This is a genomic window from Marinococcus sp. LNHM3E3-2.2 (assembly GCF_056034385.1).
Genome location: NZ_JBQLIC010000002.1, coordinates 1 through 26,507, shown reverse-complemented (window position 1 = coordinate 26,507; position 26,507 = coordinate 1). Strand labels below are relative to the sequence as shown.

Genomic DNA, 26,507 nt, shown 5'->3' with positions numbered 1-26,507 from the left:
TTAAAAAATGTCCACGATGGATCGCTCCAATTTGAAAGTATTCACCCTGAACTCGAATCCAAGGCTCGCAGAGGAAATTGTTGAACAGATCGGTACAACAATGGGGCTCAGCTCTGTAAAACGATTCAGTGACGGCGAAGTGCAGATAAACATTGAAGAAAGTATCCGCGGCTGCGATGTCTTTTTGGTCCAGTCAACTTCAGACCCGGCCAATGAACATCTAATGGAGCTTTTGATTATGATCGATGCCATGAAGCGGGCTTCGGCAAAAACGATCAGCGTTGTCCTCCCTTATTACGGTTACGCACGTCAGGACCGTAAGGCCCGGGCGAGAGAGCCTATTACAGCCAAGCTGATTGCCAATCTGCTGGAGACAGCTGGAGCGACCAGAATTTTGAGCCTGGACCTGCACGCGACGCAAATTCAGGGATTCTTCGATATTCCGGTGGATCAGCTGCAGGGAGAGCCTATTTTGTCCCGTCACTTCAACGAAAAAGGCCTGGAAGATCTCGTTATTGTATCGCCTGACCACGGAGGCGTGGTGCGCGCACGCAGAATGGCAGACCGCTTAAAGGCTCCTATTGCGATTATTGATAAGCGCCGGCCGCGTCCAAACGTTTCAGAGGTTATGAATATCGTCGGTGACGTAAAAGGCAAAACGGCAATCATTATTGATGATATTATTGATACCGCCGGAACAATTACTCTCGCAGCGGATGCGTTAATCGAGTCGGGCGCAAACCATGTGTATGCGTGCTGCACCCATCCGGTACTTTCCGGCCCGGCAATAGAAAGAATCGAAAATTCCAGGATTGAAGAACTTGTCGTAACAAACTCCATCGTGCTCCCGGAAGAGAAAAATATCGATAAAGTAACACAGCTTTCCGTCGGCCCGCTTATGGCTAAAGCAATTATTAACGTCTTTGAGCAGACTTCGGTCAGCCGCTTGTTTAATTAATCTACAAGAAAATCAATGGTTTGAATAAGCCATTGATTTTTGATGTGGATTCTGGTATAATTCTGTCTCAAGTGGGCAAAATTACGCGAACACGTGAAAATAAAATTTAATTATGAGGTGAATACCATGGCTACGCAGTTAACTGCAGCTCGTCGTCCTGAAACAAAACAGTCAGTGACGAAAAAACTCCGCAGAGAGGGCACGATTCCAGCCGTTATTTATGGCAAGAAAACGGAAAGCCAGCCTATCTCTGTCGACAACGTTACATTCCTAAAAACGATCCGTGAAGCCGGGAAGAATGGCATCATTGATCTGACTATTGAAGGCGAAAACAAAAAGCACCAGGTCATCGTGCATGATATGCAGGTTGACTCCATCAAGGATTACTTTATCCATGTTGACTTCTTTGAAGTAGACATGACTTCCGAAATGGAAGCAGACGTTGCTGTAAGCCTCGAAGGCGAAGCGCCAGGGGAAAAAGACGGCGGCGTTGTCTCCCACATGATGTTCAATATTACTGTCAGCGCACTGCCTGCTGAAATTCCTGACAGCATCAGCGTGGACATTTCGACATTGAATGTCGGCGACTCCATTCAGGTAGCAGATCTTCCAGAAGGTTTGAACTACACGATTACGAGTGAGCCGGAAGAAACGATTGTTACTGTTCTTGTACCGGAAGAAGAGCCGGAAGAGCCAGGCGAAGAAGAAGCAGAAGAGCCTGAGCTTGTAGATGCGGATGAAGAATCCGAAGAAGGCGGTTCTGAAGAAGGCAGCAACGACAACAACAATTCATAATCACTGCACCAAAGCTGACGGAGGGCGTGCTGCCTTCCGTCATAAATAAAGATCGCAGGCGACTCTGTTTTACAGGCGCCCTGCGATCTTTATTTATGCTATGCTGTTAAGCTGAAATATCTTAAAATAAGACAAGCACTGTAATCGTTTTAAACGTCAAGAAGCAGTTTTTTTAGTACAATATGAAGAAGCAGCCTGAACATTATACGTACGAGGCAGAGCGGGGGACCAGCATGAAATTTATTGTCGGGTTAGGCAACCCGGGAAAAAAATATAAAAAGACACGTCATAACGTCGGATTTGAAGCTGTTGAAGAGCTCGCTTCCATGTGGAAGCTGTCATGGAAAAAGAGCAAGTGGAGGAGCGAAACTGCCGAAACAATGGCAGGGGGCGAAAAAGTGATACTGGTAAAGCCTTTGACTTATATGAATCTTTCGGGAGAAGCGGTGGGCCCGATGCTTGATTTTTATAAAGCGTCCCCGGAAGACGTTCTAGTTGTGTATGATGACCTGGATCTCGTTCCCGGCACGGTCCGCCTGCGTAAAAAAGGCGGGCACGGCGGCCATAACGGTATACGCTCGTTAATTGAACATCTGGGTACGAAGGAATTCAAGCGGCTCCGCATTGGCATTGGAAAGCCGGAGAAGGCGTCTGTGATCGACTATGTTCTCGGCACCTTTCCACCGGAAGAGAGAAAGCATATGGATGAGGCAGTCAAAAAGGCCGCAGCCTCGGCGGAAGCATGGAGCAGTAAATCATTTGATGAAGTGATGAACGAGTTTAATTAATAAAACGGGGTGGGACTGCCAGGTTCCGCTCCCCTTTTGCGTGATAAAAAAAGAGATCGCCATAAACAGGGAGGAACGAGCATGAAGGGTTTACCATCGATATTGGCCTCCAATCCGGAGATCAGCGCAGTTATCAGCGACCTCCAAAACGGGGTTTCGGAGCAGCTGATTTCAGGGCTCAGCGGCTCGGCAAGAACGTTATTTATGACGCTTGCCCAGGAGAAGACGCAAAAGCCTCAGCTAGTAGTGACGCATACGTTGTATCAGGCGCAGAAGCTGTACGATGATTTGTTAGAATGGTCAGAAAAGGACGTATTAATTTATCCGGTCAATGAGCTTATTTCTGCTGAAATTGCGGTAGCGAGTCCGGAAATGAGGTCGCAGCGGATTGAAGTGCTCGACCGTCTGGTCAGCGGCTTTGACGGAATTATTGTAAGCCCGGTGGCCGGGCTGCGCCGTCTGCTGCCTCCGCCTGCTGTCTGGGAAGCAGCCCAGTGGCCGCTGCATAACGGGGACGATCTTGATCTGGATGCGTTTCAGCAATTTCTCTATGCTTCCGGCTACCAGCGGGCCGATATGGTGGCGGCTCCCGGTGAATTCAGCATTCGCGGCGGTATTATTGACATTTACTCGCTTACAGCGGACAATCCGGTGCGCCTGGAGCTGTTTGATACAGAGATTGATTCTCTTCGTTTGTTTAATCCGGAGGACCAGAGGACAATTGAACAGATTACTAAAGTGAATATTAGTCCGGCTCAGGAGACAATTCTTTATCCGGAACAGTTTCAGCGCGCAGCCTCGCAGCTTGAGGACAGCCTGGGCAAAACGCTGAAAACGGTCAAGGACGAGACCGTGAAACAGAAGGTGCAGGAGCGCCTGTCGGAAGAGCGGGAGCAGCTGCTGCAGCACGTACGTTTTCAAAGTCTGTACAAATATATGCAGTTTTTCTATGAAGAGCCGGCTACCCTGAGCAATTATTTTTCCCCGGAAACGGTCTTTTTTATCGATGAAGTGAGCCGGGTACAGGAAACAGCAGAACGGCTGGATGAAGAAGAGGCAGAATGGCGGACAAACATGGTGGAGCAGGGGGAGCTGCCGGTAGAGATGCAGCTTTCGGTGCCGTTCCATACGCTTATGAGAAACATCGATTTTCCGAAGGTGCTTTTTTCTTTATTCACCCGCAGTTTATCCGAGTTTCACCCGCGCCGGGTGGCAAACGTCACGAGCAAGGCGATGCAGCAGTTCCACGGCCAGCTGCCGGTACTGAAAAATGAAATTGAACGCTGGCAGAACGGCGGATTTCGTATCGTTTTTGCCGCTGAGACGAAAGACCGGCTCGAACGGCTGCAGAGAATTCTCGATGATTACGGAGTAGAAGCAGAGCGGGCAGACAAGGATGGACCGTTTACGCCGGGACGGCCTGCTATTGTGCAGGGGCGGCTCGACAGCGGATTTGAACTGCCGCTGGAGAAGCTTGCCGTCATTACAGAGCAGGAGACGTTCACCAAGCAGGTGCGCCGCTCAAGACGCCGGGAAAAGCTGAACAATGCCGAACGTATCAAGAGCTATTCGGAGCTGCAGGTGGGAGACCTGGTGGTTCACGTGAACCACGGCATCGGGAAATACCTGGGGATGGAAACTCTGGACGTTGGAGGAGTGCACCAGGATTTCTTAAACGTGTCCTATGCGGGCAACGATAAACTGTATGTGCCGGTCGAACAGATTGACCAGGTTCAAAAGTATGTGGGGTCAGAAGAAAAGGATCCGAAAATCTATAAACTCGGCGGCAACGACTGGAAGCGTGTAAAACGCAAAGTACAGTCCTCTGTGGAAGACATCGCCGACGACCTGATCAAGCTGTATGCCGAACGGGAGGCTACGAAAGGGCACGCCTTCAACCGGTATGCGATGGAAGAGCAGGCGTTTGCTGCTACGTTCCCTTACCAGGAGACGGAGGATCAGATAAAAGCAATTGAAGAAATCCGTGAAGACATGGAGCGCGAACGTCCGATGGACCGCCTGTTGTGCGGGGATGTCGGCTACGGAAAAACAGAGGTGGCAATACGGGCAGCGTTCAAGGCAGTAATGGACGGCAAGCAGGTGGCCATTTTGGTGCCGACAACGATTTTGGCCCAGCAGCATTTCGATACGCTCACCGAGCGTTTTGCCGACCAGCCGATCAACATCGGCTTAATGAGCCGCTTCCGGACGAAAAAACAGCAGAACGAAACGACCCGGGGACTGAAAGCAGGAAGCGTCGATATTGTGATCGGCACGCACCGTGTGCTTTCCAAGGACGTACAGTTTCATGATTTAGGTCTGCTGATTGTCGACGAAGAACAGCGGTTTGGAGTTACTCATAAAGAGAAAATCAAACGGCTTAAGGCAAACATTGACGTGTTAACACTGACGGCGACGCCGATTCCAAGAACGCTGCATATGTCGATGCTAGGTGTTCGTGATCTTTCAGTTATTGAGACCCCGCCAGAAAATCGTTTTCCGGTACAGACGTATGTGATGGAATACAATCCGACGCTCGTTAAAGAAGCCATAGAACGTGAAATCAGCCGTGGCGGCCAGGTGTACTTTATGCATAACCGGGTGGATAATATCAGCCGGATGGCTGACCAGATTTCGATGCTTGTGCCGGAAGCGGAGGTCGCCTACGCTCACGGACAGATGAATGAGCAGGAGCTTGAATCAGTCATGGTGGAGTTTTTAGAGGGCAACAAGGATGTACTGGTCACAACAACGATTATAGAAACAGGAGTCGATATCCCGAACGTGAATACGCTTATTATTAACAATGCTGACCGGATGGGACTTTCTCAGCTGTATCAGATCCGCGGCCGGGTCGGCAGGTCCAATCGCGTAGCGTATTCGTATTTCACGTACCAGCGCGACAAAGTGCTTTCTGAGGTTGCGGAAAAGCGGCTGCAGGCGATCAAGGAATTTACGGAGCTCGGCTCGGGCTTTAAGATTGCCATGAGAGATCTTTCCATCCGCGGCACGGGTAATCTGCTCGGTGCAGAGCAGCATGGCTACATTGAATCTGTTGGCTTTGATTTGTACTCACAGATGCTTAAAGAAGCTATTGAAGAACGTAAGGGAGATAAGCCGAAGCAGCAGGAGCCGGATATGGAGATGAATATGAAAGCAGATGCCTACATCCCTGACTTTTATATTGACGACTCCAAGCAGAAAATAGAGATGTATAAACGCTTCCGGGGGCTTGAGACACTTGAGGATATGGAAGATCTGCAGAGTGAGATGATCGACCGCTTCGGGGAATACCCGGTGGAAGTGGAAAAGCTTTTTATTCTCAGTAATATTCGTCTGCGCGCGGAAGCTTCCGGAGTGGAGTCGGTTTCCCAGGAAGCAAACAAAACCATTATTCTGGTAGGCGAAGAAGCAAGCAGTGAGGCAGACGGCGCTTCGCTGTTCGGACTTGTAAATGATCTGGGACGTCATATAGGTATCGGGACCAGCGGGAAAAAGATTCAGATATCAGTGCAGCACCAGCGGCTCGAAGAAATGAAAATCCTCACTTCTGTGCAGGCGGTCGTAAAAGGGGTACAGGAAGCAAAAAAAGAGCCGGAAGAAACAACGTCCCCGAAATAGAGCGGGCGAATAGAAGGGACCGAAGATGACAAATGACAGACGCTCTTTCGCCCGTTTACTAAAAAGCGTTTCCCTGCTGACAGCAGCTGCCCTGATAGGAAAAGTATTCAGCGCCGTTTACCGGATTCCATACCAAAATATGACCGGGGATATTGGGTATTATGTTTATCAGCAGGTGTACCCGTTTTTCGGTATAGCGATGATTCTTGCTCTTTACGGCTTTCCGGCTGTACTGGCCGGGGAAATGATACAGCAGAAAAAAGCATCCGACCGACTCGAAACGATGAAAGCGGCTGGAGTGGTGCTGGTATCTGCGGCAGCTTCGGCTTTTGTGCTTCTGTTTCTTTTTGCGCCCGTGGTGGCTGGAGCGATGGGAGATGAGCAGCTTACACCTGTACTGCGTATGACTTCATTCGTATTTCTCCTCGTGCCCGTACTTTCGCTTGGACGCGGATATTACCAGGGGATAGGAAAAATGGAGCCGACAGCTTTATCGCATGTAGTCGAGCAGGTGTGCCGGGTAACCTTTATTTTGTTGTCTGCCTGGGCAGCAGTATCGGCTGGGCAGGGGGTATATAACGTAGGTGCCGGAGCCATGGGAGCTTCCATAGCAGGCGCCGGCGTCGGGGCTTTGATTCTGATGCTTCTCTGGTGGTTTCAGCACCGTCGCAAACCGCTGTCTTTTCTTTTTCGGGGAGCCGGAAACGAGTATAAAACAATGGTGAAAAAACTGCTTATCCCGGGGGTAGTTGCCTGTCTCGGTGCAATGGTGTTTTTATTTTATCAATGGATAGATGCGTTTACTGTAGTCCCCGGCCTTGAGGCTTACGGTGTTTCCGGACAGGATGCAAAAGAAACGAAGGGTGTTCTGGACCGGGCACAGCCGCTTCTCCAGTTCGGCACGGTAGTATCTACGGCGCTCGCAGCAGCTGTACTCCCTTCGCTGCGCGGACAGGAAGGAGTTTTCCTCGGTGGACTTGCTCTTCGGATCAGTCTGGTTATCGGCGGAGCGGCGGCTGTAGGCCTTTATACAGTAGCTGACTTTGTGAATGTGATGCTGTTTGAAAACAGCAGGGGGACAGAGCTTATGGCTGCGCTCGCTATTTCACTTCTGTTTAGCGGATGGATTGTAACTGCGAACGCGATTCTCCAGGGGGGAGGCTATGTACGGATAGCTGCCGGATCAATAGTGGCTGGAGGAATCATAAAGCTCGTCGGAAATATAGTGCTTATACCGGCCTTTGGCGCAGTTGGTGCAGCTGCGGCAACGATCGGCGGCCTTGCTGTTACGAGCCTTCTGCAGGGAGCGCTTCTGCAGAAGTACCGGCTGATTTCCTGGCCTTCCCCCAGGTGGGGCGTCTGCTGGGTGACTCTTTTAGTCCTGCTTGGCGCTGGACTGTGGATGCTGCAGCTGCCTGCCGCCAGCGTAGACGCACGGACGGTCGCTGGCATGTGGGCCCTGGGTCTGGCCGGGGCCGGAGTGGCATTGTGCCTTGCTCTTGTCAAAGGCTTAAAACTTTTCGAACGCCAGGAGTGGAACATATTTTCCGCAGGCGGAAATAAGAATGAAAAGAAGGGGACTTCCTAATGAATAATGCAGACACGCGACCAGTTATTACCGTTTTAGGGCTCGGAGCAGGAGATGCCGGGCAGCTCCCCCTGGACGTTTACCGTCGTCTCCGCGCAGCTTCCTCTCTGTATTTACGTACCAGGGAGCACCCGGTAGTCAGAGAGCTTCAGGAAGAGCTGCCGGCGCATAAAACCTTTGACCAGGTCTACGAACAGACAGATTCGTTTGAAGAGGCATACGGAATAATGACGGAAGAGCTGCTTATGGCTTCCAAAGCTTCCGGGGAAATTTGTTACGCAGTCCCGGGTCATCCGCTAGTGGCAGAAATGGTGGTGCAGCAACTGCTTGAAGCAGAAAAGGCCGAAAAATGCCGGGTGGACATCGTGGGCGGACAAAGCTTTTTAGACCCTGTCTTTGCATCCCTGCGGCTGGATCCGAGTGAAGGCTTCCAGCTGCTGGATGCGACGGCGCTGAAAAGAGAAGACGTGCAGACCTCCACCCATTTGCTGCTTACCCAGGTGTACGATCGTATGACAGCTTCAGAGGTGAAGCTGACGCTGATGGAGCTGTATCCGGAAGAGCACACCGTACACATGATTTCCGGAGCGGGAACCGGAACAGAACGGCTTCAGAAGCTGCCGCTGTACGAGCTTGACCGCGAAGACTTTGTCGATAATCTAATGTCCGTTTATGTGCCGCCGCTGCCGTTTTCGGCCCGGTTCGGAGACTGGGACAAATTGCGCAGCATTATCGCCTCTCTCCGGGCTCCGGACGGGTGCCCATGGGACAGGAAACAAACGCACCAATCGCTGAAAAAATATCTGCTCGAAGAAACCTATGAAGTATTAAGTGCCATCGATGCTGAAGACGACGACAACCTGCAGGAAGAGCTGGGGGACATTTTGCTTCAGGTGATGCTTCATGCTCAAATTGGGGAAGAAGAAGGCTTTTTCACCATTGATGATGTGGTGGAATCAGTAACGGAAAAAATGATCCGCCGGCATCCGCACGTGTTTGCAGAGTCAGCGGCGGCTACCCCGGAAGAAGTGAACACGCAGTGGGAACAGATTAAAAAAGCTGAAAAAAGCAAAGATGGCAAAGAAGATTCTGTACTGGCGGATATTCCGCAGGCAATGCCGGCACTAATGAGAGCCTACGAAATTCAGAAAAAGGCAGCAAAGGCCGGGTTCGACTGGGGCGATGATGCTCCGATGTGGGACAAGCTCCACGAAGAAATAGACGAATGGAAAGCGGAGCTTCGTGCAGAAAACGAACAAAACAGCTCAAAGGAATTTGGGGATATTTTATTTGTGCTCGTTAATCTTGCCCGGTTCTTTCGCGTACATCCGGAGGAAGCGCTCGAACAGACGAACCAGAAGTTTTTCCGTCGTTTTGCCTACATTGAACAGAAAATGAATGAAGAAAACCGGCACTGGAAGGAAGAAAACTTTCTGCAGACGGCGGAAGCATGGTGGCAGGAAGCGAAGAAGGAGGAACGGTAACGGTGAGAATAGATAAGTTTTTAAAGGTGTCCCGGCTGATTAAGCGAAGAACTCTTGCAAAGGAAGTAGCTGCCCAGGGACGCATTACGGTAAACGGTAATCAGGCGAAGGCCGGAACGGAAGTAAAGCCTGGGGATGAAATCATCGTACGTTTTGCTTCGAAGACATTAAAATTAAGAGTGGAAGCCATTAAAGATACAACGAAAAAAGATGAAGCAGAATCGATGTATACACTGATGGAAGAAGAAAGCAAATAATACGAACGGCCGTTCCTTTTTGGGGCGGCTTTATTATTTAGTATGGAAGAAAACCTGCGAAAACAGAAAAAATAAAGCGAAAAACTGTAATAAAGAGGAAAAACCGTGTTGAAACTCTTTCGCTGCTCCGTTATGATTAACATAACTAAAATCGTAAACGGTTTATAAAGCGCTTGTTTTACAACAAAGCTTGCAGAGACAAGCGAAGGAGGAGCTCTTGATTGATTGAAGAAAAGAAAAAAGTAACAAACATTCATAGACCGCACTCCCACCAGCAGACACAGACAGATGCCCGTAAAGAAGCCTCAGTACAGAAGCAGCGCCGTGGATTGAAAAAAAGAATGACTGCTTTAACCGTTGTTACTGCCTTTGTCGTCATATTAATGGGAATTACTTTGTTCTCACAGTGGCAGACCATTGCGGCCAATAATGAGGAGCAGCATCAGATGGAAGAGCAGATGGCGAACCTTGAGGATAAAGAAGCGGATTTAAATCAGCAGGTGGAGGATTACAACGACCTTGATTACATAGCAGAAGTCGCCCGGGAAGAGTATTATTTAACTAAAGAAGGGGAAACGCTTTATAAACTTCCGGAAAGCGATTCATCTAATTGACATTGTTTTTTGGCTTCGAGTATAATTACTTGGACACAGAGAAATTGAAAACGTGAGGCGTTTCTCTTTCTTTTGCACTAATCTCTTTTTATATTTCATATAGGATCCATAAGGAGGAGCATTTTTTAGATGGCAATTGAAGTGGGCAGCAAGATACAGGGCAAGGTTACCGGCATTACGAAGTTTGGCGCTTTTGTAGAAGTGGAGCCGGGAAAAACGGGTCTCGTTCACATTAGTGAAGTCGCGGATAAATACGTGGAAAACATCAGTGATTTTCTGTCCGTCGGGGATGAAGTGACAGTAAAGGTGATGAAGGTAGAGGATGATGGAAAAATCGGACTCTCCATCCGTAAGGCGCAGGACCGTCCTCAGGAAGAACGCCCGAAAAGCAGCGGCAGCGGTCGCCCAAAAAGCGGGGGAGACCGGCCACGTGGAGGGTCGAAGCCTCCGCAGCAGCGTCCGGCAAGCTTTGAAGACAAAATGAGCAGCTTCATGAAAGACAGTGAAGAACGCCTGGCCACTATCCGTAAGCAAACTGAAAAACGAGGAAAAAAATCCCGCAAGTAATGCCGAAAGCTTCCAACCCTGGAGAGAGCCTGCCAACGCACGGCAGGCTCTCTTTGCTTGGGGAAATGCTTCAGCAGAAATTAATTTCATAGCGCATATTGACTTTTAATACAAAAACAATTTATAATCGTGAATGTCGCAATAAATGGCGGCGTAGCTCAGCTGGCTAGAGCGTACGGTTCATACCCGTAAGGTCGGGGGTTCGATCCCCTCCGCCGCTACCAAATTATAACTTGAATGCTTCCACTGCCAATTGGGCAGTGGTTTTATTTTGTTCCAGATAATTAAAGCGGTTTCAATGCTGAAAACTACTTTTGTTCCGCTGGCGAGTATTCTATACTTTAAGCGAAAGCACATTTACATATTAATTGAGGAAGGGCGGGGAGGCACGTGGAAAAAGCAGATGACATTATGGCTATGTGTCTGCATGCCGGACAGCTTATGCTCCGCTACGGTTCAGAAACGTTTCGGATAGAGGACACAATGCGGAGAATGGGCCGGGCTGCCGGAATGGAGCAGGTGAATACATTTGTGACGACAACAGCTATCTTTTTGTCGTTTAAATCGCCTGTAGACCAGCGTGATCATATACAGATGCTCCGAATTGAGGAGCGTTACCAGGATTTGAGCAAGGTGACCTCAGTCAACCAGCTGTCGAGGGAATACGTGAGTGGTCTTCTTACTTCAAGGGAAGTAAAGAAGCAGTTAAAAGAAATCGAAGAATCACCGATGAATTATCCTGTATGGTTCATTTACCTGGCTTCCGGTATTGGCGGGGGCGCTTTTTCTTATTTGATCGGCTCGAGCATTATGGATATGCTGCCGGCCGCACTTGGCGGACTCGTGACAGCGGTAGCGCTCGTACGCTACCAAATGAGGCTGAAAGTGAAGTTTTTCTCGGAGTTTCTGGCCTCATTCACGGGTGCTTTAATAGCCATGCTGATGGTGCAGATGGGACTTGTAATGAATACCAACCAGGTAATTATCGGCACGATTATTCCTCTTGTACCAGGTGTGCCGCTGACGAACGCGGTGCGTGATTTAATGTCGGGAGATCTGGTGGCAGGAGTAGCCAGGGGCGCCGAAGCGGCTGTCTCAAGCATGTCTATAGCAGGCGGTGTGGCAGTAGCACTCACAATTTTTTTCGTATAGACTGAGGAAAAGAGGGAAATAACGATGGCGATGTTTGCATTAGAGCTGGGCCTTTGTTTTGTCGCGACGATCGCTTTTGCGATTATTTTTAATATTCCGCTCCGGCTCGTCTGGTGGGGCGGGTTTATCGGTGTAGGCACGTGGGCGATTTATTCACTAATGCCGGTTTTAGGCCTGTCGCTCGTTTTTGCGGCGGCGGTAGCTGCATTTTTTGCTTCGTTTGTCAGCCAATGGTTTGCCCGGTTTATGAAAGTCCCGGTGACAACCTTCAGTCTCCCGGGAATCATTCCACTGATCCCTGGCAGCAGGGCGTATGAAACGATGCTTGCATTCGTACAGGAACGGTATTTATACGGACTGGAGCAGGGCGTGGAAACAGTGCTGCAGGCCATTGCAATTGCGGCTGGCCTCGTGTTCGCATTTTCGGTATTTTCTGTTGGCAAAGGGGTGGGCCAGCGTTATGAAACACATCGTTGAAGAATGGATCACCAGATGGGAAATGATACCACCGGGAGCGAAAGTACTCGCAGCGGTCTCCGGGGGCCCGGATTCCATGGCAGCTGCATCCATCCTGAAAAGCTTACAGAGTAAATATGAATTCACCCTGGGAATTGCGCATGTAAACCATGGCTTCCGTCCGGAAACATCGAAATCCGAGGCGCAGATGGTGCGGACGTGGTCGGAGCATCAGCAGCTGCCTTTTTTTTCAGCGGCAATGTTTATGAAAGAAACCCCTGATGAAAAGGCGACACAGGCAGCGGCCCGGAAAAAAAGGTATGATTTCTTTTTCCGCACTATGGAACATTTTGACTACAGCGTGCTGATGACCGGCCATCATGCAGATGATCAGCTTGAAACGATGATCATGCAGGCAGCTTCGGGCCGGTCGCTTCTCGGTGAAGAAGGAATTGCCCCGAAGCGTGCAATGAACGGTTTGAAGGTTGCACGTCCTCTGCTTGGTGTGAAAAAAACAGAAATTCTGCTCTATTGCAAAGAGCACGGCATACCTTACGTGGAGGATGAAAGCAATGCTACGGACGATTACAGGCGCAACCGGGTGCGCCGCCACGTCATTCCGGCGCTGACAGATGAATTTCCTTCAGTGCATCAGCACATGCAGAAAAAATATGAATGGCATAAAGAACAGCAAAACTATATGCGCAGCCAGGCAGGTGCTTCTCTCGATTTTTACGGAGAAAAGCTGGAACTTAATTATGCAGCTGTAAGAATGGATTTTTTTCATGAAACCCCTCTTGCTTTACAAAGGGAAACGGTTTCGCTACTATTAAATTATTATTTTTCTGCAGAAGAAACAGGTATTTCGGCTTCTTTGGTGGATTCCTGTATCAGTCTGGCTTCTGCCGCCGGCGCTTCAGGAGAGCTTCATTTACCCGGGGGGATACTGGTCCGTAAATCTTACGATAGGCTGGAATTCTTATGCAGGGGAAAATCCGGCCCTTCTTTTCCTGAACTGGTCCGTATTTCTGACTACGGTAACTACAAATACGGCCCCGGGGTCGTCAGGGTAAGTCGTGACCGTCCGGAGGATGCGGATTGGTGGGTGGCTGTCCCGGAAAGAATTCTTTCGTTCCCGATATACGTAAGACCCCCGCGCGCAGGGGACCGAATACATATACCAGGCATGAAGGAAGCGAAAAAAATTCATCGTCTGTTTATAGACGAAAAAGTTCCAAAGCATGAACGTGCGCACCGGCCCGTATTTACAGATGAAAAAGGGACTATTTTATGGCTCCCCGGCCTGCGTGCCTCCTTTCGCTATGAAAAAGAATCAGCCTATTTCGTATGGAAAAAGCACTGGGCAGGCACGTGAAATAAGAAGTGACAATTTCGGAAAATTTGTTGTGCAGGGAAGCAAATTCCCTTTATACGTGCTATGATTGAAAATGGACCATTTTTAACAATGGCAGCTTATAACATGGTTGTAATGCTTCTGTTTTGTGACTATAGTTTTATAAAATAAAACAGCGGCTGTTAAAATTCAGCCCGGATGAAAGAATGAAATTCGCTTGGGAGGGTAAAGACATTCAGATGCACGACGAAATACAGGATATATTAATCTCGGAAGAAGAACTGCAGACAAAAATTAAAGAACTGGGCACAACGCTTACGGAAGAATATGACGGGCGTTTTCCTTTAGTGATCGGAGTTTTAAAAGGAGCACTTCCTTTTATGGCTGATATTGTCAAGCGCATGAACATTCATCTTGAGATGGATTTTATGGACGTTTCAAGCTACGCCGGGGGCACGGTTTCCACTGGGGAAGTTAAAATCATCAAAGACCTGGATACAACGGTTTACGACAGAGACATCGTAATACTTGAAGACATTATTGACAGCGGGCGCACGCTTAAATACTTAATCAGCCTCCTGCAGACCCGGGGAGCAAAGTCGTTAAAAGTGGTAACGCTCCTGGATAAGCCGGAGGGACGGGTAGTGGACCTTACCGCAGACCTGGTTGGCTTTACAGTGCCGGATGAATTTGTTGTGGGCTACGGTCTGGATTACGCAGAAAGATACCGGAATCTGCCGTATATCGGTGTATTAAAGCCCGAGATTTATCAAGGCGGATGATTAGGAACAGACAAGTGAATATGATACTATTATTGCAGCTTTCGATGTATGCAGGAGGAGGTCAGGAATGAACCGAATTTTTCGTAACACTGTGTTTTGGCTTTTTTTATTCCTGGTTATTATAGGGATTATCAGCTTTGCCCAAAACGATGGTGGAGATACAAATACAATCAGCAGTACAGAGTTCAATGAACGTCTTAGTGAGAACGAATTTGCTACTATTACGCTCCAGCCCGAGGGCGGAGTTTACAATGTAACAGCTGCCACCAGTGAAGATACTGAAAATGCGGAAACGTACGAGTCGTATATTCCGATGACAGATGAATCAACACAGCAGCTGCAGACAGCACAGGGGCCTAACGGCAACGCTGTCGAATTTGATACGCAGCCGGAAGAAGAAACGAGCGGCTGGGTTACTTTCCTTACAACGATGATTCCATTCATCATTATCTTCCTTCTGTTCTTCTTCCTGCTCAGCCAGTCCCAGGGCGGCGGCAGCAAGATGATGAACTTTGGTAAAAGTAAGGCGAAGATGTACCAGGAAGACAAAAAGAAGGTGCGTTTTAAAGACGTAGCCGGTGCGGAGGAAGAAAAGCAGGAGCTTGTAGAAGTCGTTGACTTTCTGAAAGATGCCCGTAAATTCTCCAACATCGGTGCCCGTATTCCAAAAGGCGTACTTCTTGTCGGTCCTCCGGGTACAGGTAAGACGCTGATCGCCCAGGCGGTCGCCGGAGAAGCAGACGTACCGTTCTTTTCCATCAGTGGTTCAGACTTCGTGGAAATGTTTGTCGGTGTCGGTGCTTCCCGTGTACGTGACCTTTTTGAAAACGCGAAGAAAAATTCACCGTGTATTATTTTCATTGATGAGATTGATGCAGTGGGAAGACAGCGTGGTGCCGGCGTCGGCGGCGGCCACGATGAACGTGAGCAGACGCTGAACCAGCTTCTGGTTGAAATGGACGGCTTTGCCGGCAATGAAGGTATCATTATCATTGCAGCGACTAACCGTGCCGACGTACTCGACCCTGCACTTCTCCGTCCAGGACGTTTTGACCGTCAGATTCTTATCGGCCGTCCGGATGTAAACGGCCGGGAGGAAATCCTTCAGGTGCATGCGCGCAACAAGCCGCTTGCAGAAGACGTTAACTTCCGGGCCATCGCACAGCGTACGCCTGGTTTTACCGGGGCGGACCTCGAAAACCTTCTGAACGAAGCGGCGCTTGTGGCAGCCCGTGCTGATATGCAGAAGATTAGAATGACGCATGTGGAAGAAGCGATTGACCGCGTTATTGCCGGTCCTTCGAAAAAATCACGCGTTATTTCAGAAAAAGAACGTAACATCGTGGCGCACCACGAAGCAGGCCACACAGTTGTTGGTATGAAGCTTGAAAACGCGGATATGGTGCACAAGGTAACCATCGTTCCGCGCGGCCAGGCCGGCGGTTATGCAATGATGCTTCCGAAGGAAGATCGTTACTTTATGACCAAGCCGGAGCTTCTCGATAAAATTGTCGGCCTGTTAGGCGGCCGTGTGGCAGAGGAAGTTATGTTTAACGAAGTGAGTACAGGTGCTCATAATGACTTCCAGCGTGCTACAGATATCGCCCGCCGCATGGTTACCGAATATGGTATGAGTGAAAAGCTCGGCCCGCTGCAGTTTGGCTCAAGCGGCGGCGGCCAGGTATTCCTCGGCCGTGACATGCAGAACGAACAAAATTACAGTGACGCTATCGCTCACGAAATTGATAATGAGATGCAAAGAATCATTATGGAATCGTATGAACGCTGTAAACAGATTCTTACGCAGTACAAAGACCGGCTTGAGCTTGTAGCCCAAAGCCTTCTGGAGCTGGAAACGCTGGATGCAGAGCAGATCCGTTCCCTTGTTGAAGATGGCAAGCTTCCAGAGGATCACTATTCGAATAAATCGGATGAAGAGATGGGTGCTACGAAAAGCGAAGAGCAAAAAAATGAAGAGGAGCAGGCTGACCACGTCCTAAAAGATGACAGCGGTGAATCTTCTTCGGAGGAAACCTCTTCTGAAGAAACGACAACTTCTTCGGACTCGGGCTCCGACAGCGACGATACGAACCGTCGTGACTAGCATGAAAGAAAGGGTGCCTTTAAGCGGGCATCCTTTTTTGTATGCTTAAAAGAGAGCGGATGTTTTTCTCCGCACGTTCTGCGGTATAGCATAAACAGAAAGCATGCGAGCGGATTAGTTGTTTTTCAATTGGTTTTGTACAATACTATGTATCAGGTTTTCAAAGATAATATTATGATATAGAGAGCAAGAGTGGAAAGGAAGGAATTAAATCAATGAAGGATTATTTAGTAAAAGCAACAGCGTTTAATCATCAGGTCCGTGCTTACGCCGTACACACGACAGAGATGGTGGATGAGGCGGTCAGACGCCACCAGGCATGGCCGACTGCTTCGGCGGCTTTAGGCCGGGCGATGACAGCGGGTTCCATGATGGGAGCGATGCTTAAAGGCGACGATAAACTGACCATTAAAATTGAAGGGCATGGGCCGATGGGTCCAATTATTGTCGACAGTAACTCTTCGGGTGATACGAGGGGGTATGCCCACAACCTGCAGGTTCACTTCGATTTAAACGACAGCGGTAAACTGGACGTAGCCCGTGCCGTCGGTACAGAAGGAACCTTATCGGTCGTTAAAGATCTTGGCATGCGGGACATGTTTACCGGCAACGTTCCGATTGTTTCCGGTGAACTCGGAGACGATTTTACGTATTACTTTGCGAATTCCGAGCAGCTGCCTTCGTCTGTCGGTCTCGGAGTGCTTGTAAACCCGGATAACTCTGTGAAAGCAGCAGGCGGGTTTATTATTCAGGTTCTTCCTGATGCAGAGGAAGAATATGTAGCGCGTCTTGAGCAGCAGATACAGCAGATGCCGCCGGTCTCCAAGCTGATTGAACACGGTAAAACCCCGGAGGAAATTCTTCATATTATCCTCGGTGAAGAAGTGAACGTGCTCGATACCCAGCCGGTTCAATTTTCCTGCCAGTGCTCCAAGGAACGGGTGGAAAATGCGATTATTTCTCTTGGCACCGACGAGCTCCAGGATATGATTGAAAAAGACGGGGGAGCCGAAACAACTTGTCACTTTTGTAACGAGGTCTATCACCTGGACGTGGACGATCTGGAGCGTTTGAAAGAGCGCACCTCTGAAATTGAAAACCGCTCCTAGATTATTTATGCGCCTTTTGATCTACAGATTGACAGAAGTTGACCAAATTGATACGATTAAATTATAATAAAACCAATAAATTTACTTGGTGTTTGAAGGAGGAGCATGAATGAAGGCTGCAAATAACGTTACAGAACTCATTGGAAATACTCCCGTAGTAAAACTAAACCGTTTAACCGGGGAAAATGATGCAGATGTTTATTTGAAACTTGAGTATATGAATCCAGGAAGCAGTGTTAAAGACCGTATTGGTCTTGCTATGATCGAAGCTGCTGAACGGGATGGCCGTTTAAAAGAAGGGGATACAATCGTTGAACCAACAAGCGGTAACACAGGCATCGGCCTTGCGATGGTAGCTGCTGCCAAAGGCTATCCGGCGGTGTTGGTAATGCCGGAAACAATGAGCATGGAGCGTCGCAATCTTCTTCGTGCATACGGTGCGGAACTGGTGCTTACACCAGGACCTGACGGCATGGGTGGTGCGATTTCTAAAGCGAATGAGCTTGCTGAAGAAAAAGGCTACTTTATGCCGCAGCAGTTCGAAAACGAAGCCAATCCGAAAATCCACCGTGAAACCACCGGCCGCGAACTGCTGGAGCAGATTGACGGGCCGATTGATTCCTTCGTTTCCGGAATCGGGACCGGTGGCACGATTTCCGGTGCAGGCGGCCTTTTGAAGGAGCACTATCCGGAGATGCGTATTGTAGGTATTGAGCCAGCAGATTCCCCAATTTTAAACGGCGGAAATAAAGGCCCTCACAAAATTCAGGGCATCGGTGCCGGTTTTGTACCGGGTACGCTGAATACAGACATTTACGATGAAGTAGCGGTAGCAACCACGGAGCAGTCGTTTGAATATGCCCGCCGCGCTGCCCGCGAGGAAGGCATTTTGGGCGGTATTTCTTCCGGATCGGCTATTTATGTGGCTCTTCAGGAAGCGAAAAAGCTCGGCAAAGGCAAAAAAGTTGTGGCTGTTATTCCTAGTAACGGAGAGCGCTACTTGAGTACGCCTCTTTACCAGTTTGAAGACACTGTAGACTGAGATAAAAAATGTTTAAAAGTCCGTACCCTCAAAAAGGGACGGGCTTTTTTTATGGAAATAGCTTTAATGATGCGCTTTGGTTTATTTGGAGTGAATGGGAACGAAAAAGGGTAATGAAGCAAACGCAGCGTTCTGATTGTTTTTTTATAAAAAATTTCGTAGACTTGGTAGAAATGTAAAGAGAATTTTCTGTAAAAAAAGAGAGAATTGGATGAAACCGGGGGCATACACATAATGGATGAGCGACTGGCCCGAGGGCCTCAAGCAGGAGAATCATATACACAGACTACGACGTCGTTTTTTCAGACGAATGACCAGTTTTTTCAGGCGTTCGACTTTCTTGCCAGGGAAGAACCTTACCATATGCTGCTTGAAAGCGGACGTCAGGGCGAACTCGATATCGCTGGCCTTTGCCCCTTTGCGGTAGTGGAAGGGAAAGATGGAGAGACGAGCCTTCATAGACATGGAAGTACTGAAATGCATGCAGGAGATCCACTTGAAGCATTGGCAAAATGGATGGAGCCGTACAATCTTCCAGAGGATCCGGATCTGCCGCCGTTCCAGGGGGGAGCGGTAGGCCAGATAAGCTACGATTATGTACGTTATATTGAACAGCTGCCGGAACTCGCGGTGGATGACCTGAGGATGCCGGATGCGTATTTTCTACTGTATGACCTGTTTTTCATTCATGATAAAAAAACCGGGGAAACGTGGGTATGGCATTTACATGCTGAAGAGGAAGACGCCGTTAAATTCGTCGAGAAATGGAAAAAAACATGGATGGAGGCGGCAGAAAAGTCTGCCGGACAGGAGCGTTCAGAATCGAAGGGGGCTGTATCTGCCGAAAAGTCGGTGCCCTCCTTTTCCGGGGAATTGTTCGGCGGAGCAGTAGAGCAGATTAAAGAGTATATTGCTGCGGGGGACGTCTTCCAGGTGAATTTATCCACTCGCCAGACACAGCTTTTGCATACCTCTGCCTTTCATATTTATCAAAAGCTGAGAGAGCTGAATCCCTCCCCCTATATGGGCTATATGCATACACCGGACTGGCAGACGGTCAGTGCCTCCCCGGAGCTTCTGGTTAAAAAACGGGGTGCGGAGGTGTCCACCCGCCCGATTGCCGGAACCCGTTCGAGAGGGAAGGACGAACAGGAGGATATGGCGCTTGAACAGGAGCTGATGGGCACGGAAAAAGAGCGGGCCGAGCATGTCATGCTTGTCGATCTTGAAAGAAATGACCTGGGCCGTGTCTGCCGCTATGGTTCGGTAAAAGTGGATGAATTAATGGCAGTGGAAAGGTATTCCCACGTGATGCATATTGTCTCTAATGTAAGAGGAATACTTGCTGAAACAGAGCAGGTATATGATATGATAAGGGCAGTGTTCCCGGGAGGGACGATCACCGGTGCTCCGAAAGTACGGACAATGGAAATTATTGAAGAGCTCGAGCCGGTACGCCGGGGTTTTTATACAGGAGCGTTTGGCTGGATCGGCTACAACAAGGATGCGGAGCTGAACATTTCTATCCGCACCATGCTTGCCAAGGACGGGTACGCCCATGTTCAGGCAGGGGCCGGGATCGTTATCGACTCTGATCCAAAAGCAGAATACAAAGAATCAATCAAAAAAGCCAAAGCGTTATGGGAAGCGAAAAGACAGAGCGAAGCAGAGGCCGGCATCACCCACGAGCAGAGCTGAGACTAGAATAGAAAGGAAGATTTTCGCATGATTTTAATGATTGATAACTATGACTCGTTTACGTACAACCTCGTGCAGTACCTTGGAGAAATGGGAGAAGAACTCGAAGTGCGGCGTAACGACCAAATCACGGTGGAGGAGATTGCTCATTTGAATCCCGATATTCTGATGATTTCCCCGGGGCCCTGCAGTCCGAATGAGGCGGGGATCAGCGTCGAAGCGATACGCCGCTTTGCCGGTGAAATCCCGATTTTTGGTGTCTGCCTCGGCCATCAGGCGATTGCGCAGGCTTTTGACGGCGATGTTGTACGGGCGGAACGGCTGATGCACGGAAAGACATCGGCTATCCATCATGACGGTGTAAGTATTTATACCGATCTTCCAAATCCATTGACGGCTACAAGATACCACTCGTTAATTGTGAAAAGAGAAACACTGCCGGACTGCTTTGACATCACCTCTGAAACGGAAGCCGGGGAGATTATGGGTATTCGCCACCGCACCCTTCCTGTGGAAGGCGTGCAGTTTCACCCTGAATCGATTATGACCGGTGAAGGGAAACAGATGCTCAAGCGCTTTGTGGATCGGCACCGGCAGTCGGAAGAGGTGCTGTAGCATTGTATGTGTATATAGACGGTGAGGTAAAGAAGGCGGGCGAAGCTCGTCTTTCTGTGTTTGATCACGGTTTTATGTACGGGCTCGGCTTATTTGAGACGTTTCGGGTGTATAACGGGCACCCGTTTTTGCTGAATGCTCATATGGAAAGGCTCGAAGCCGGCGCAGAAGAGCTCGGCATTGTCTTCCGCTATGAACGCGAAACGGTGGAGGCAGAAATTCAGCAGCTGCTCGACGCCAATGGGCTAGAGAATGCCTACGTACGATATAATGTATCCGCAGGTCCCGGGGATTTGGGGCTTCAAACGACTCCCTATCTTGAGCCGGTTATTGTTATTTACATGAAGCCGCTTCCGGCAGCGGGAGCAGAACCTATGCAAAAGGACGCCTTATGGCTTCAGCTGAGGCGCAACAGTCCGGAAGGCCGGGAACGAATGAAGTCCCACCATTATATGAACAACTGGCTCGCCAAGCAGGAAATAAAAGACCGTCCGGAGGCGGAGGGTATTTTCGTCAATAGCGGGGGATATGCTGCAGAAGGCATCGTGTCCAATATTTTCTGGCGGAAAAGAGATACTTTGTATACACCGGCAGTGGAGACAGGTATTTTAAACGGCATTACCCGTCAATTTGTGATACAGTTAGCACATGAAAATGACTACACCGTGGAGGAAGGCCACTTCCTCCCGCAGGATATAGAAGCGGCAGAAGAAATGTTTGTCACGAATTCTATTCAGGAAATTGCAGCGGTCCGTGCCCTTGGGGATTATTATTTTCCAAGCTATTCAGCGGCCCGGCTGCTGCACCGCCGCTACCAGAAAGAAAGAGAGAAAAAATAACAGCTGGCACGGCAGGGAGGAGAGAAAATGCGCAATCAGGTAATGCGATGGAAGAATTGGGAGCTTGATTTTTCCTTAAAAACGTTTGTCATGGGAATTTTAAATGTGACGCCGGATTCCTTTTCTGACGGAGGCCGTTACAGCGAGGTGGAGCATGCTGTCGCGCAGGCAGAAAAACTGGTGGGTGACGGAGCGGATATTATCGATATCGGCGGGGAGTCCACACGCCCCGGGGCGGCATTTGTAGAAGCAGAAGAAGAGCAGCGGCGGATTGTTCCGGTGCTCGAAGCCCTGAGGGGCCGTATAGGCGTACCTATCAGCGTGGACACCTATAAAGCGTCCACCGCCGAGGCAGCTGTTAAAGCCGGGGCGGATATCATTAATGATGTGTGGGGAGCAAAAGCAGATCCCGACATGGCCCGGGTAGCAGCTGAATACGACGTGCCAATAATTTTGATGCACAACCGGGATAATACTGAGTACCAGGATTTGATGCCGGACATGATTCAGGATATTTATGAAAGCATAGCCATTTGCGAGAAGGCCGGAGTCAAAGCAGACCGTATTATTCTGGATCCCGGCATAGGCTTTGCAAAAACCTATGAGCAGAATCTGGAAGCGATGCGGAAAATGGATCAGTTTACGTCGCTTTCGTACCCCGTACTTCTTGGCAGCTCCCGTAAATCGCTCATATCAAAAACGCTTGAGCTTCCTGCCGACGACCGGGTAGAAGGAACAGGCGCTACAGTAAGCCTTGGTATTGAACGCGGGTGCGATATTGTCCGTGTGCATGACGTAAAAGAAATGACGCGCGTAGCCCGGATGATGGACGCTATGCTAGGAGTAAGAAAGGAGCATTCGGTTGGATAAAATTCATTTACAGGGAATGGAGTTTTACGCTTATCACGGAGTGTTTGAGGAGGAAAACAGGCTCGGCCAGCGCTTTCGCGTCAATTTAGTACTCGAAGCGGATCTAAAGCCGGCAGCGGCAGAGGATGACGTAGAAAAAAGCGTTAACTATGCCGAAGCATTCGAAGCGGTGAAAGATGCCGTGGAAAACCAAACATTCCGGCTGGTAGAAACTATTGCTGAAAAAATCGCTGAAACAATATTTGCGCGTTTTGAAATCGTTAAGCAGCTTCATGTAAAAGTGATTAAACCGGATCCTCCAATTCCGGGACACTACGATCATGTTGCCATTGAAATGACCAGGGTTCGTCCGTAATGCCCCAGGTTTTTATTGCCCTGGGGTCAAACCTCGGGAAACGGGAAGAGTATTTAAAGCGGGCGGTTCAGGCTATGCAAAAGGAGAAGCAGATGCAGCTGATAAAGCTTTCCCCGGTGTATGAAACCACACCGGTAGGGGTGGTCGATCAGCCGCATTTTCTGAATATGGTTTCTGAATGGAGCACTGATTACGGACCGGAAGAACTGCTGGAGGCGCTTCACCGGATCGAGCATGAGCTTGAGCGCATACGTGAAGAACGATGGGGGCCGAGAACGGTGGACCTTGACATTCTTATCTATGATGAAGAAAATATGAACAAGGAGCATTTAATTATTCCGCATCCCCGGTTAACTGAGCGGGCCTTTGTTCTGGTCCCCTTTTTTGATATTGCCCCCGACCGTTTTGTTCACGAGGACAAGACGGTTCGTTGGTATGTAAAAAATCTGCCAGAGAAAGAACGGGCTGACGTAGTATACTGGGGCGAGCTGTCAATAGAAAACAACGACGCGTGAAAAATAAAGACAACACATAGGAGGTTGCTGTGGTGTTAAAAATTCGTGACATAGAAATGAATAACCCGGTGGTGCTTGCTCCGATGGCAGGAGTCAGCAACCCTGCTTTCCGGCTGATTGCGAAGGAATTTGGAGCAGGGCTTGTGTGCGCAGAAATGGTAAGCGACAAAGCAATACTGCATGAAAATGAAAAATCGATGCGGATGCTCTACGTGGATGAAAGGGAAAAGCCGCTCAGTCTCCAGATTTTTGGCGGGGACAAAGAAACGATGGCCGGGGCTGCTGAAGTAGTGGATCAGCATACCAATGCAGATATCATTGACATAAATATGGGCTGTCCTGTGCCGAAAATCACTAAGTGTGATGCAGGGGCCAAGTGGCTGCTTGATCCGGATAAAATCTATCAAATGGTAAAAGCAGCTGTGAACGCAGTAGATAAGCCCGTAACGGTAAAAATGCGGATGGGCTGGGATGACGAGCACATACTGGCTGTGGAGAATGCTCAGGCAATTGAGGCAGCCGGCGGCGAAGGCGTAGCGGTACACGGGCGCACCCGGGTGCAGATGTATGAAGGTGTGGCAAACTGGGAAATACTTAAGGAAGTAAAAGACGCCGTGAACATCCCGGTAATTGGCAACGGGGACGTCTCTACTCCCCAGGACGCCCAGGCGATGCTTGATACGACTGGAGTGGACGGAGTCATGATCGGCCGTGCCGCTCTCGGGGACCCTTGGATGTTTTACCGGACAGTACAGTATTTGGAGACAGGAAAGCTTGTAGAAGAAGAACCAACTCCAAAGGAAAAAATGGATGTGTGTATCGTGCATATGGATCGTTTGATAGAGTTGAAAGGTGAAGATGTGGCTGTGCGGGAAATGCGCAAGCACGTGGCCTGGTATCTAAAGGGCATGCACGGCGGCTCTAAGGTACGGGGTAAAGTAAATGAACTGAATACACGCGATGAAGTGGCGGAAACACTATATAATTTTGTCGGTTCTACGGAAGCTCCCAGTATGGCATAAGCATTTGCACGCAGAGCGGCTTCTTCCAGGGAAGCCGCTCTGTTTATGAGTGCTGGAATAAAACTGGAAACAAAAGGTATTATATAATAGAAGAAAAAATTAAAAGCGATCTAAAGGGGAGACTACTATGAGCCAGGATCAAGAGCTGAACGACCAGTTCCGTGTACGGCGTGAAAAAAGAGAAGCGCTGATTAATGAAGGGAAAAACCCATTTGGAGAACGCTTCGCGCGTACTTATGATTCAAAAACTATGCACCGGGAGTTCGACGCCTTCTCTAAGGAAGAGCTGAGCGAAAAAAATACGGATATTACGATAGCGGGGCGCATGGTCACTAAGCGTGGAAAAGGGAAAGCAGGATTTGCCCACCTGCAGGATCTTGAAGGGCAGATTCAGATTTACGTACGGAAAGACGAAGTCGGCGACGAAGCATACGAAGGCTTTAAGGATATGGATATTGGAGACATTGTCGGGGTGCGCGGCCGTGCATTTAAAACAAATGTAGGGGAATTATCTGTGCGGGCCACAGAAGTAACGCTCTTAACAAAGGCTCTTCGCCCGCTGCCTGATAAATACCATGGACTTCAGGACATTGAACAGCGCTACCGCCAGCGTTATTTAGATCTTATTGCAAATCCCGAAGTGAAAGATACGTTTATCATGCGGAGTAAGATCATCCAATCCATGAGAAATCATTTGAACCGTCAGGGCTTTTTGGAAGTGGAAACACCAATGCTGCATACAATACCGGGCGGAGCGTCTGCGCGTCCGTTTGTTACTCATCATAATGCTTTGGACATGGAGCTGTACATGCGTATTGCGATTGAATTGCATTTAAAGCGTTTGATTGTCGGTGGCATGGAAAAAGTATATGAAATTGGCCGCGTCTTCCGGAATGAAGGTATTTCCACCCGCCATAACCCTGAATTTACTATGATGGAATTGTATGAAGCCTTCGGAGACTATGAAGATATTATGGACCTGACCGAAAGCTTGATCGTACAGATCGCAGAAGATGTACTTGAGAGTACCACGCTCCAATACGGAGACGAACAGATTGAACTCGGTAATCAGTGGAAAAGAATGCACATTGTAGACGCTGTCAAAGAAGAAACCGGCGTGGATTTCTGGCAGGAAATGAGTGACGAAGAAGCCAGAGCGCTGGCTAAAGAACATAATGTGCCTATTCGGGAAACGATGTCCTTTGGTCATGTGGTTAACGAATTCTTCGAGCACTTTGTGGAAGAAAAACTAATTCAGCCTACTTTTGTTTACGGTCATCCGCTCGCTATTTCTCCGCTTGCAAAGAAAAATGAAAAAGATTCCAGATTTACAGACCGCTTTGAATTATTTATTGTAGGACGTGAACATGCAAACGCCTTTAGTGAGTTAAACGATCCTGTAGATCAGCGGGAGCGGTTCGAAAAACAGGTGGAAGAAAGAGAAGCTGGAGATGAAGAAGCTCATATGATGGACTACGATTATCTTGAAGCAATGGAATACGGACTTCCACCAACAGGAGGGCTCGGTATAGGCATTGACCGGCTGGTGATGCTGCTAACGAACTCTGCTTCTATCAGAGATGTGCTCTTGTTTCCGCAAATGCGCAGCCAGGCTTCCCACGAAGAGTAGACAGTTTTCTGCCGGCTTTCTGACTCGAAAGCCGGCATTTATATAAAAAATTAAAAGAAAATATAAAAATGGGTTGCGTACAAATAAGAAACGATGATATATTATTTTTTGTCGCCGTAAAGAGAGCGGCAGGCTGTTCAGGCAGCTGAAAAAAGTTATTGACTTAATAACGCTCCGGTGTTAATATATAAAAGTCGCGAAAATAACGACAGATTGTTCTTTGAAAAGGAAAGACAAGCCAGAGCCCCAATCAAAAGCAACACATTTTTAGGGCATTTCGGATGCCACAGCA

General features: G+C 48.9%; 24 protein-coding genes and 1 tRNA gene. All 25 read left to right on the top strand.

Annotated features, from left to right (window positions below; all coding sequences use genetic code 11):
• Positions 1 to 7: 7 nt before the first annotated feature.
• The 25 genes from ACTRXF_RS02680 (at position 8) to lysS (ending at position 26,215) form a co-directional block, all read left to right on the top strand.
• Positions 8 to 958 carry a ribose-phosphate diphosphokinase gene (locus tag ACTRXF_RS02680; protein WP_091615026.1) on the top strand — a complete coding sequence of 317 codons (951 nt, stop codon included), beginning with the start codon at positions 8 to 10 and terminating at the stop codon, positions 956 to 958.
• A gap of 126 nt (positions 959 to 1,084) precedes the next feature.
• A complete protein-coding gene (locus ACTRXF_RS02675) occupies positions 1,085 to 1,753 on the top strand; it encodes a 50S ribosomal protein L25/general stress protein Ctc (RefSeq protein WP_474261164.1) in 669 nt (222 codons plus the stop codon).
• A gap of 233 nt (positions 1,754 to 1,986) precedes the next feature.
• Positions 1,987 to 2,541: an aminoacyl-tRNA hydrolase gene (gene pth, locus ACTRXF_RS02670; RefSeq protein ID WP_474261163.1), complete on the top strand. Its 555-nt coding sequence runs from the start codon at positions 1,987 to 1,989 to the stop codon at positions 2,539 to 2,541.
• A gap of 81 nt (positions 2,542 to 2,622) precedes the next feature.
• Positions 2,623 to 6,162: a transcription-repair coupling factor gene (gene mfd / locus ACTRXF_RS02665; protein WP_474277742.1), complete on the top strand. Its 3,540-nt coding sequence runs from the start codon at positions 2,623 to 2,625 to the stop codon at positions 6,160 to 6,162.
• A gap of 25 nt (positions 6,163 to 6,187) precedes the next feature.
• Entirely contained in the window at positions 6,188 to 7,750 is a 1,563-nt protein-coding gene (locus ACTRXF_RS02660; protein WP_474277740.1) for a putative polysaccharide biosynthesis protein, read from the top strand.
• Positions 7,750 to 9,234 carry a bifunctional methyltransferase/pyrophosphohydrolase YabN gene (gene yabN / locus ACTRXF_RS02655; RefSeq protein WP_474277738.1) on the top strand — a complete coding sequence of 495 codons (1,485 nt, stop codon included), beginning with the start codon at positions 7,750 to 7,752 and terminating at the stop codon, positions 9,232 to 9,234. The genes ACTRXF_RS02660 and yabN overlap by 1 nt, the downstream gene beginning before the upstream one ends.
• A gap of 2 nt (positions 9,235 to 9,236) precedes the next feature.
• On the top strand, positions 9,237 to 9,491 hold the full coding sequence (locus tag ACTRXF_RS02650; RefSeq protein ID WP_091615012.1) for an RNA-binding S4 domain-containing protein: 255 nt from the start codon (positions 9,237 to 9,239) through the stop codon (positions 9,489 to 9,491).
• Between the two features lie 221 nt (positions 9,492 to 9,712).
• Positions 9,713 to 10,105: an FtsB family cell division protein gene (locus ACTRXF_RS02645; protein ID WP_474261159.1), complete on the top strand. Its 393-nt coding sequence runs from the start codon at positions 9,713 to 9,715 to the stop codon at positions 10,103 to 10,105.
• 129 nt (positions 10,106 to 10,234) lie between these two features.
• Positions 10,235 to 10,672 carry a S1 domain-containing RNA-binding protein gene (locus ACTRXF_RS02640; RefSeq protein ID WP_322525271.1) on the top strand — a complete coding sequence of 146 codons (438 nt, stop codon included), beginning with the start codon at positions 10,235 to 10,237 and terminating at the stop codon, positions 10,670 to 10,672.
• 147 nt (positions 10,673 to 10,819) lie between these two features.
• Positions 10,820 to 10,896: transfer RNA gene (locus tag ACTRXF_RS02635), tRNA-Met, on the top strand.
• Positions 10,897 to 11,062: 166 nt separating this feature from the next.
• A complete protein-coding gene (locus tag ACTRXF_RS02630; protein ID WP_322525270.1) occupies positions 11,063 to 11,824 on the top strand; it encodes a threonine/serine exporter family protein in 762 nt (253 codons plus the stop codon).
• Between the two features lie 24 nt (positions 11,825 to 11,848).
• Positions 11,849 to 12,301, top strand: coding sequence for a threonine/serine exporter family protein (locus ACTRXF_RS02625; RefSeq protein WP_022792856.1), 453 nt, complete (start codon positions 11,849 to 11,851; stop codon positions 12,299 to 12,301).
• Positions 12,285 to 13,655 (top strand): tRNA lysidine(34) synthetase TilS, encoded by a 1,371-nt coding sequence (gene tilS / locus ACTRXF_RS02620; protein WP_474277736.1) that lies wholly within the window; start codon positions 12,285 to 12,287, stop codon positions 13,653 to 13,655. The genes ACTRXF_RS02625 and tilS overlap by 17 nt, the downstream gene beginning before the upstream one ends.
• A gap of 218 nt (positions 13,656 to 13,873) precedes the next feature.
• Complete coding sequence (hpt, locus tag ACTRXF_RS02615; RefSeq protein ID WP_027847186.1) at positions 13,874 to 14,416, top strand: hypoxanthine phosphoribosyltransferase; 543 nt, start codon at positions 13,874 to 13,876, stop codon at positions 14,414 to 14,416.
• 67 nt (positions 14,417 to 14,483) lie between these two features.
• Entirely contained in the window at positions 14,484 to 16,520 is a 2,037-nt protein-coding gene (gene ftsH / locus ACTRXF_RS02610) for an ATP-dependent zinc metalloprotease FtsH (protein ID WP_474277734.1), read from the top strand.
• 215 nt (positions 16,521 to 16,735) lie between these two features.
• Entirely contained in the window at positions 16,736 to 17,629 is an 894-nt protein-coding gene (gene hslO, locus ACTRXF_RS02605; RefSeq protein ID WP_298786971.1) for an Hsp33 family molecular chaperone HslO, read from the top strand.
• 109 nt (positions 17,630 to 17,738) lie between these two features.
• Positions 17,739 to 18,671, top strand: a complete 933-nt coding sequence (gene cysK, locus ACTRXF_RS02600; protein ID WP_474277732.1) for a cysteine synthase A — start codon at positions 17,739 to 17,741, stop codon at positions 18,669 to 18,671.
• Between the two features lie 234 nt (positions 18,672 to 18,905).
• Positions 18,906 to 20,369 (top strand): anthranilate synthase component I family protein, encoded by a 1,464-nt coding sequence (locus tag ACTRXF_RS02595; RefSeq protein WP_474277730.1) that lies wholly within the window; start codon positions 18,906 to 18,908, stop codon positions 20,367 to 20,369.
• Positions 20,370 to 20,396: 27 nt separating this feature from the next.
• Positions 20,397 to 20,984 carry an aminodeoxychorismate/anthranilate synthase component II gene (gene pabA / locus ACTRXF_RS02590; protein WP_474277728.1) on the top strand — a complete coding sequence of 196 codons (588 nt, stop codon included), beginning with the start codon at positions 20,397 to 20,399 and terminating at the stop codon, positions 20,982 to 20,984.
• 2 nt (positions 20,985 to 20,986) lie between these two features.
• The gene (pabC, locus tag ACTRXF_RS02585) at positions 20,987 to 21,823 is read left to right on the top strand and encodes an aminodeoxychorismate lyase (protein WP_474277726.1); all 837 of its coding nucleotides are present in this window, start codon (positions 20,987 to 20,989) and stop codon (positions 21,821 to 21,823) included.
• 27 nt (positions 21,824 to 21,850) lie between these two features.
• Positions 21,851 to 22,693 (top strand): dihydropteroate synthase, encoded by an 843-nt coding sequence (gene folP, locus ACTRXF_RS02580; RefSeq protein ID WP_474277724.1) that lies wholly within the window; start codon positions 21,851 to 21,853, stop codon positions 22,691 to 22,693.
• A complete protein-coding gene (gene folB, locus ACTRXF_RS02575) occupies positions 22,686 to 23,048 on the top strand; it encodes a dihydroneopterin aldolase (RefSeq protein WP_474261149.1) in 363 nt (120 codons plus the stop codon). The genes folP and folB overlap by 8 nt, the downstream gene beginning before the upstream one ends.
• Positions 23,048 to 23,563: a 2-amino-4-hydroxy-6-hydroxymethyldihydropteridine diphosphokinase gene (gene folK / locus ACTRXF_RS02570; protein ID WP_474277722.1), complete on the top strand. Its 516-nt coding sequence runs from the start codon at positions 23,048 to 23,050 to the stop codon at positions 23,561 to 23,563. The genes folB and folK overlap by 1 nt, the downstream gene beginning before the upstream one ends.
• Positions 23,564 to 23,595: 32 nt before the next feature.
• Positions 23,596 to 24,585 (top strand): tRNA dihydrouridine synthase DusB, encoded by a 990-nt coding sequence (gene dusB, locus ACTRXF_RS02565; RefSeq protein ID WP_322525259.1) that lies wholly within the window; start codon positions 23,596 to 23,598, stop codon positions 24,583 to 24,585.
• 127 nt (positions 24,586 to 24,712) lie between these two features.
• Positions 24,713 to 26,215, top strand: coding sequence for a lysine--tRNA ligase (gene lysS / locus ACTRXF_RS02560; RefSeq protein ID WP_474277720.1), 1,503 nt, complete (start codon positions 24,713 to 24,715; stop codon positions 26,213 to 26,215).
• The last annotated feature ends 292 nt before the right edge of the window (positions 26,216 to 26,507 follow it).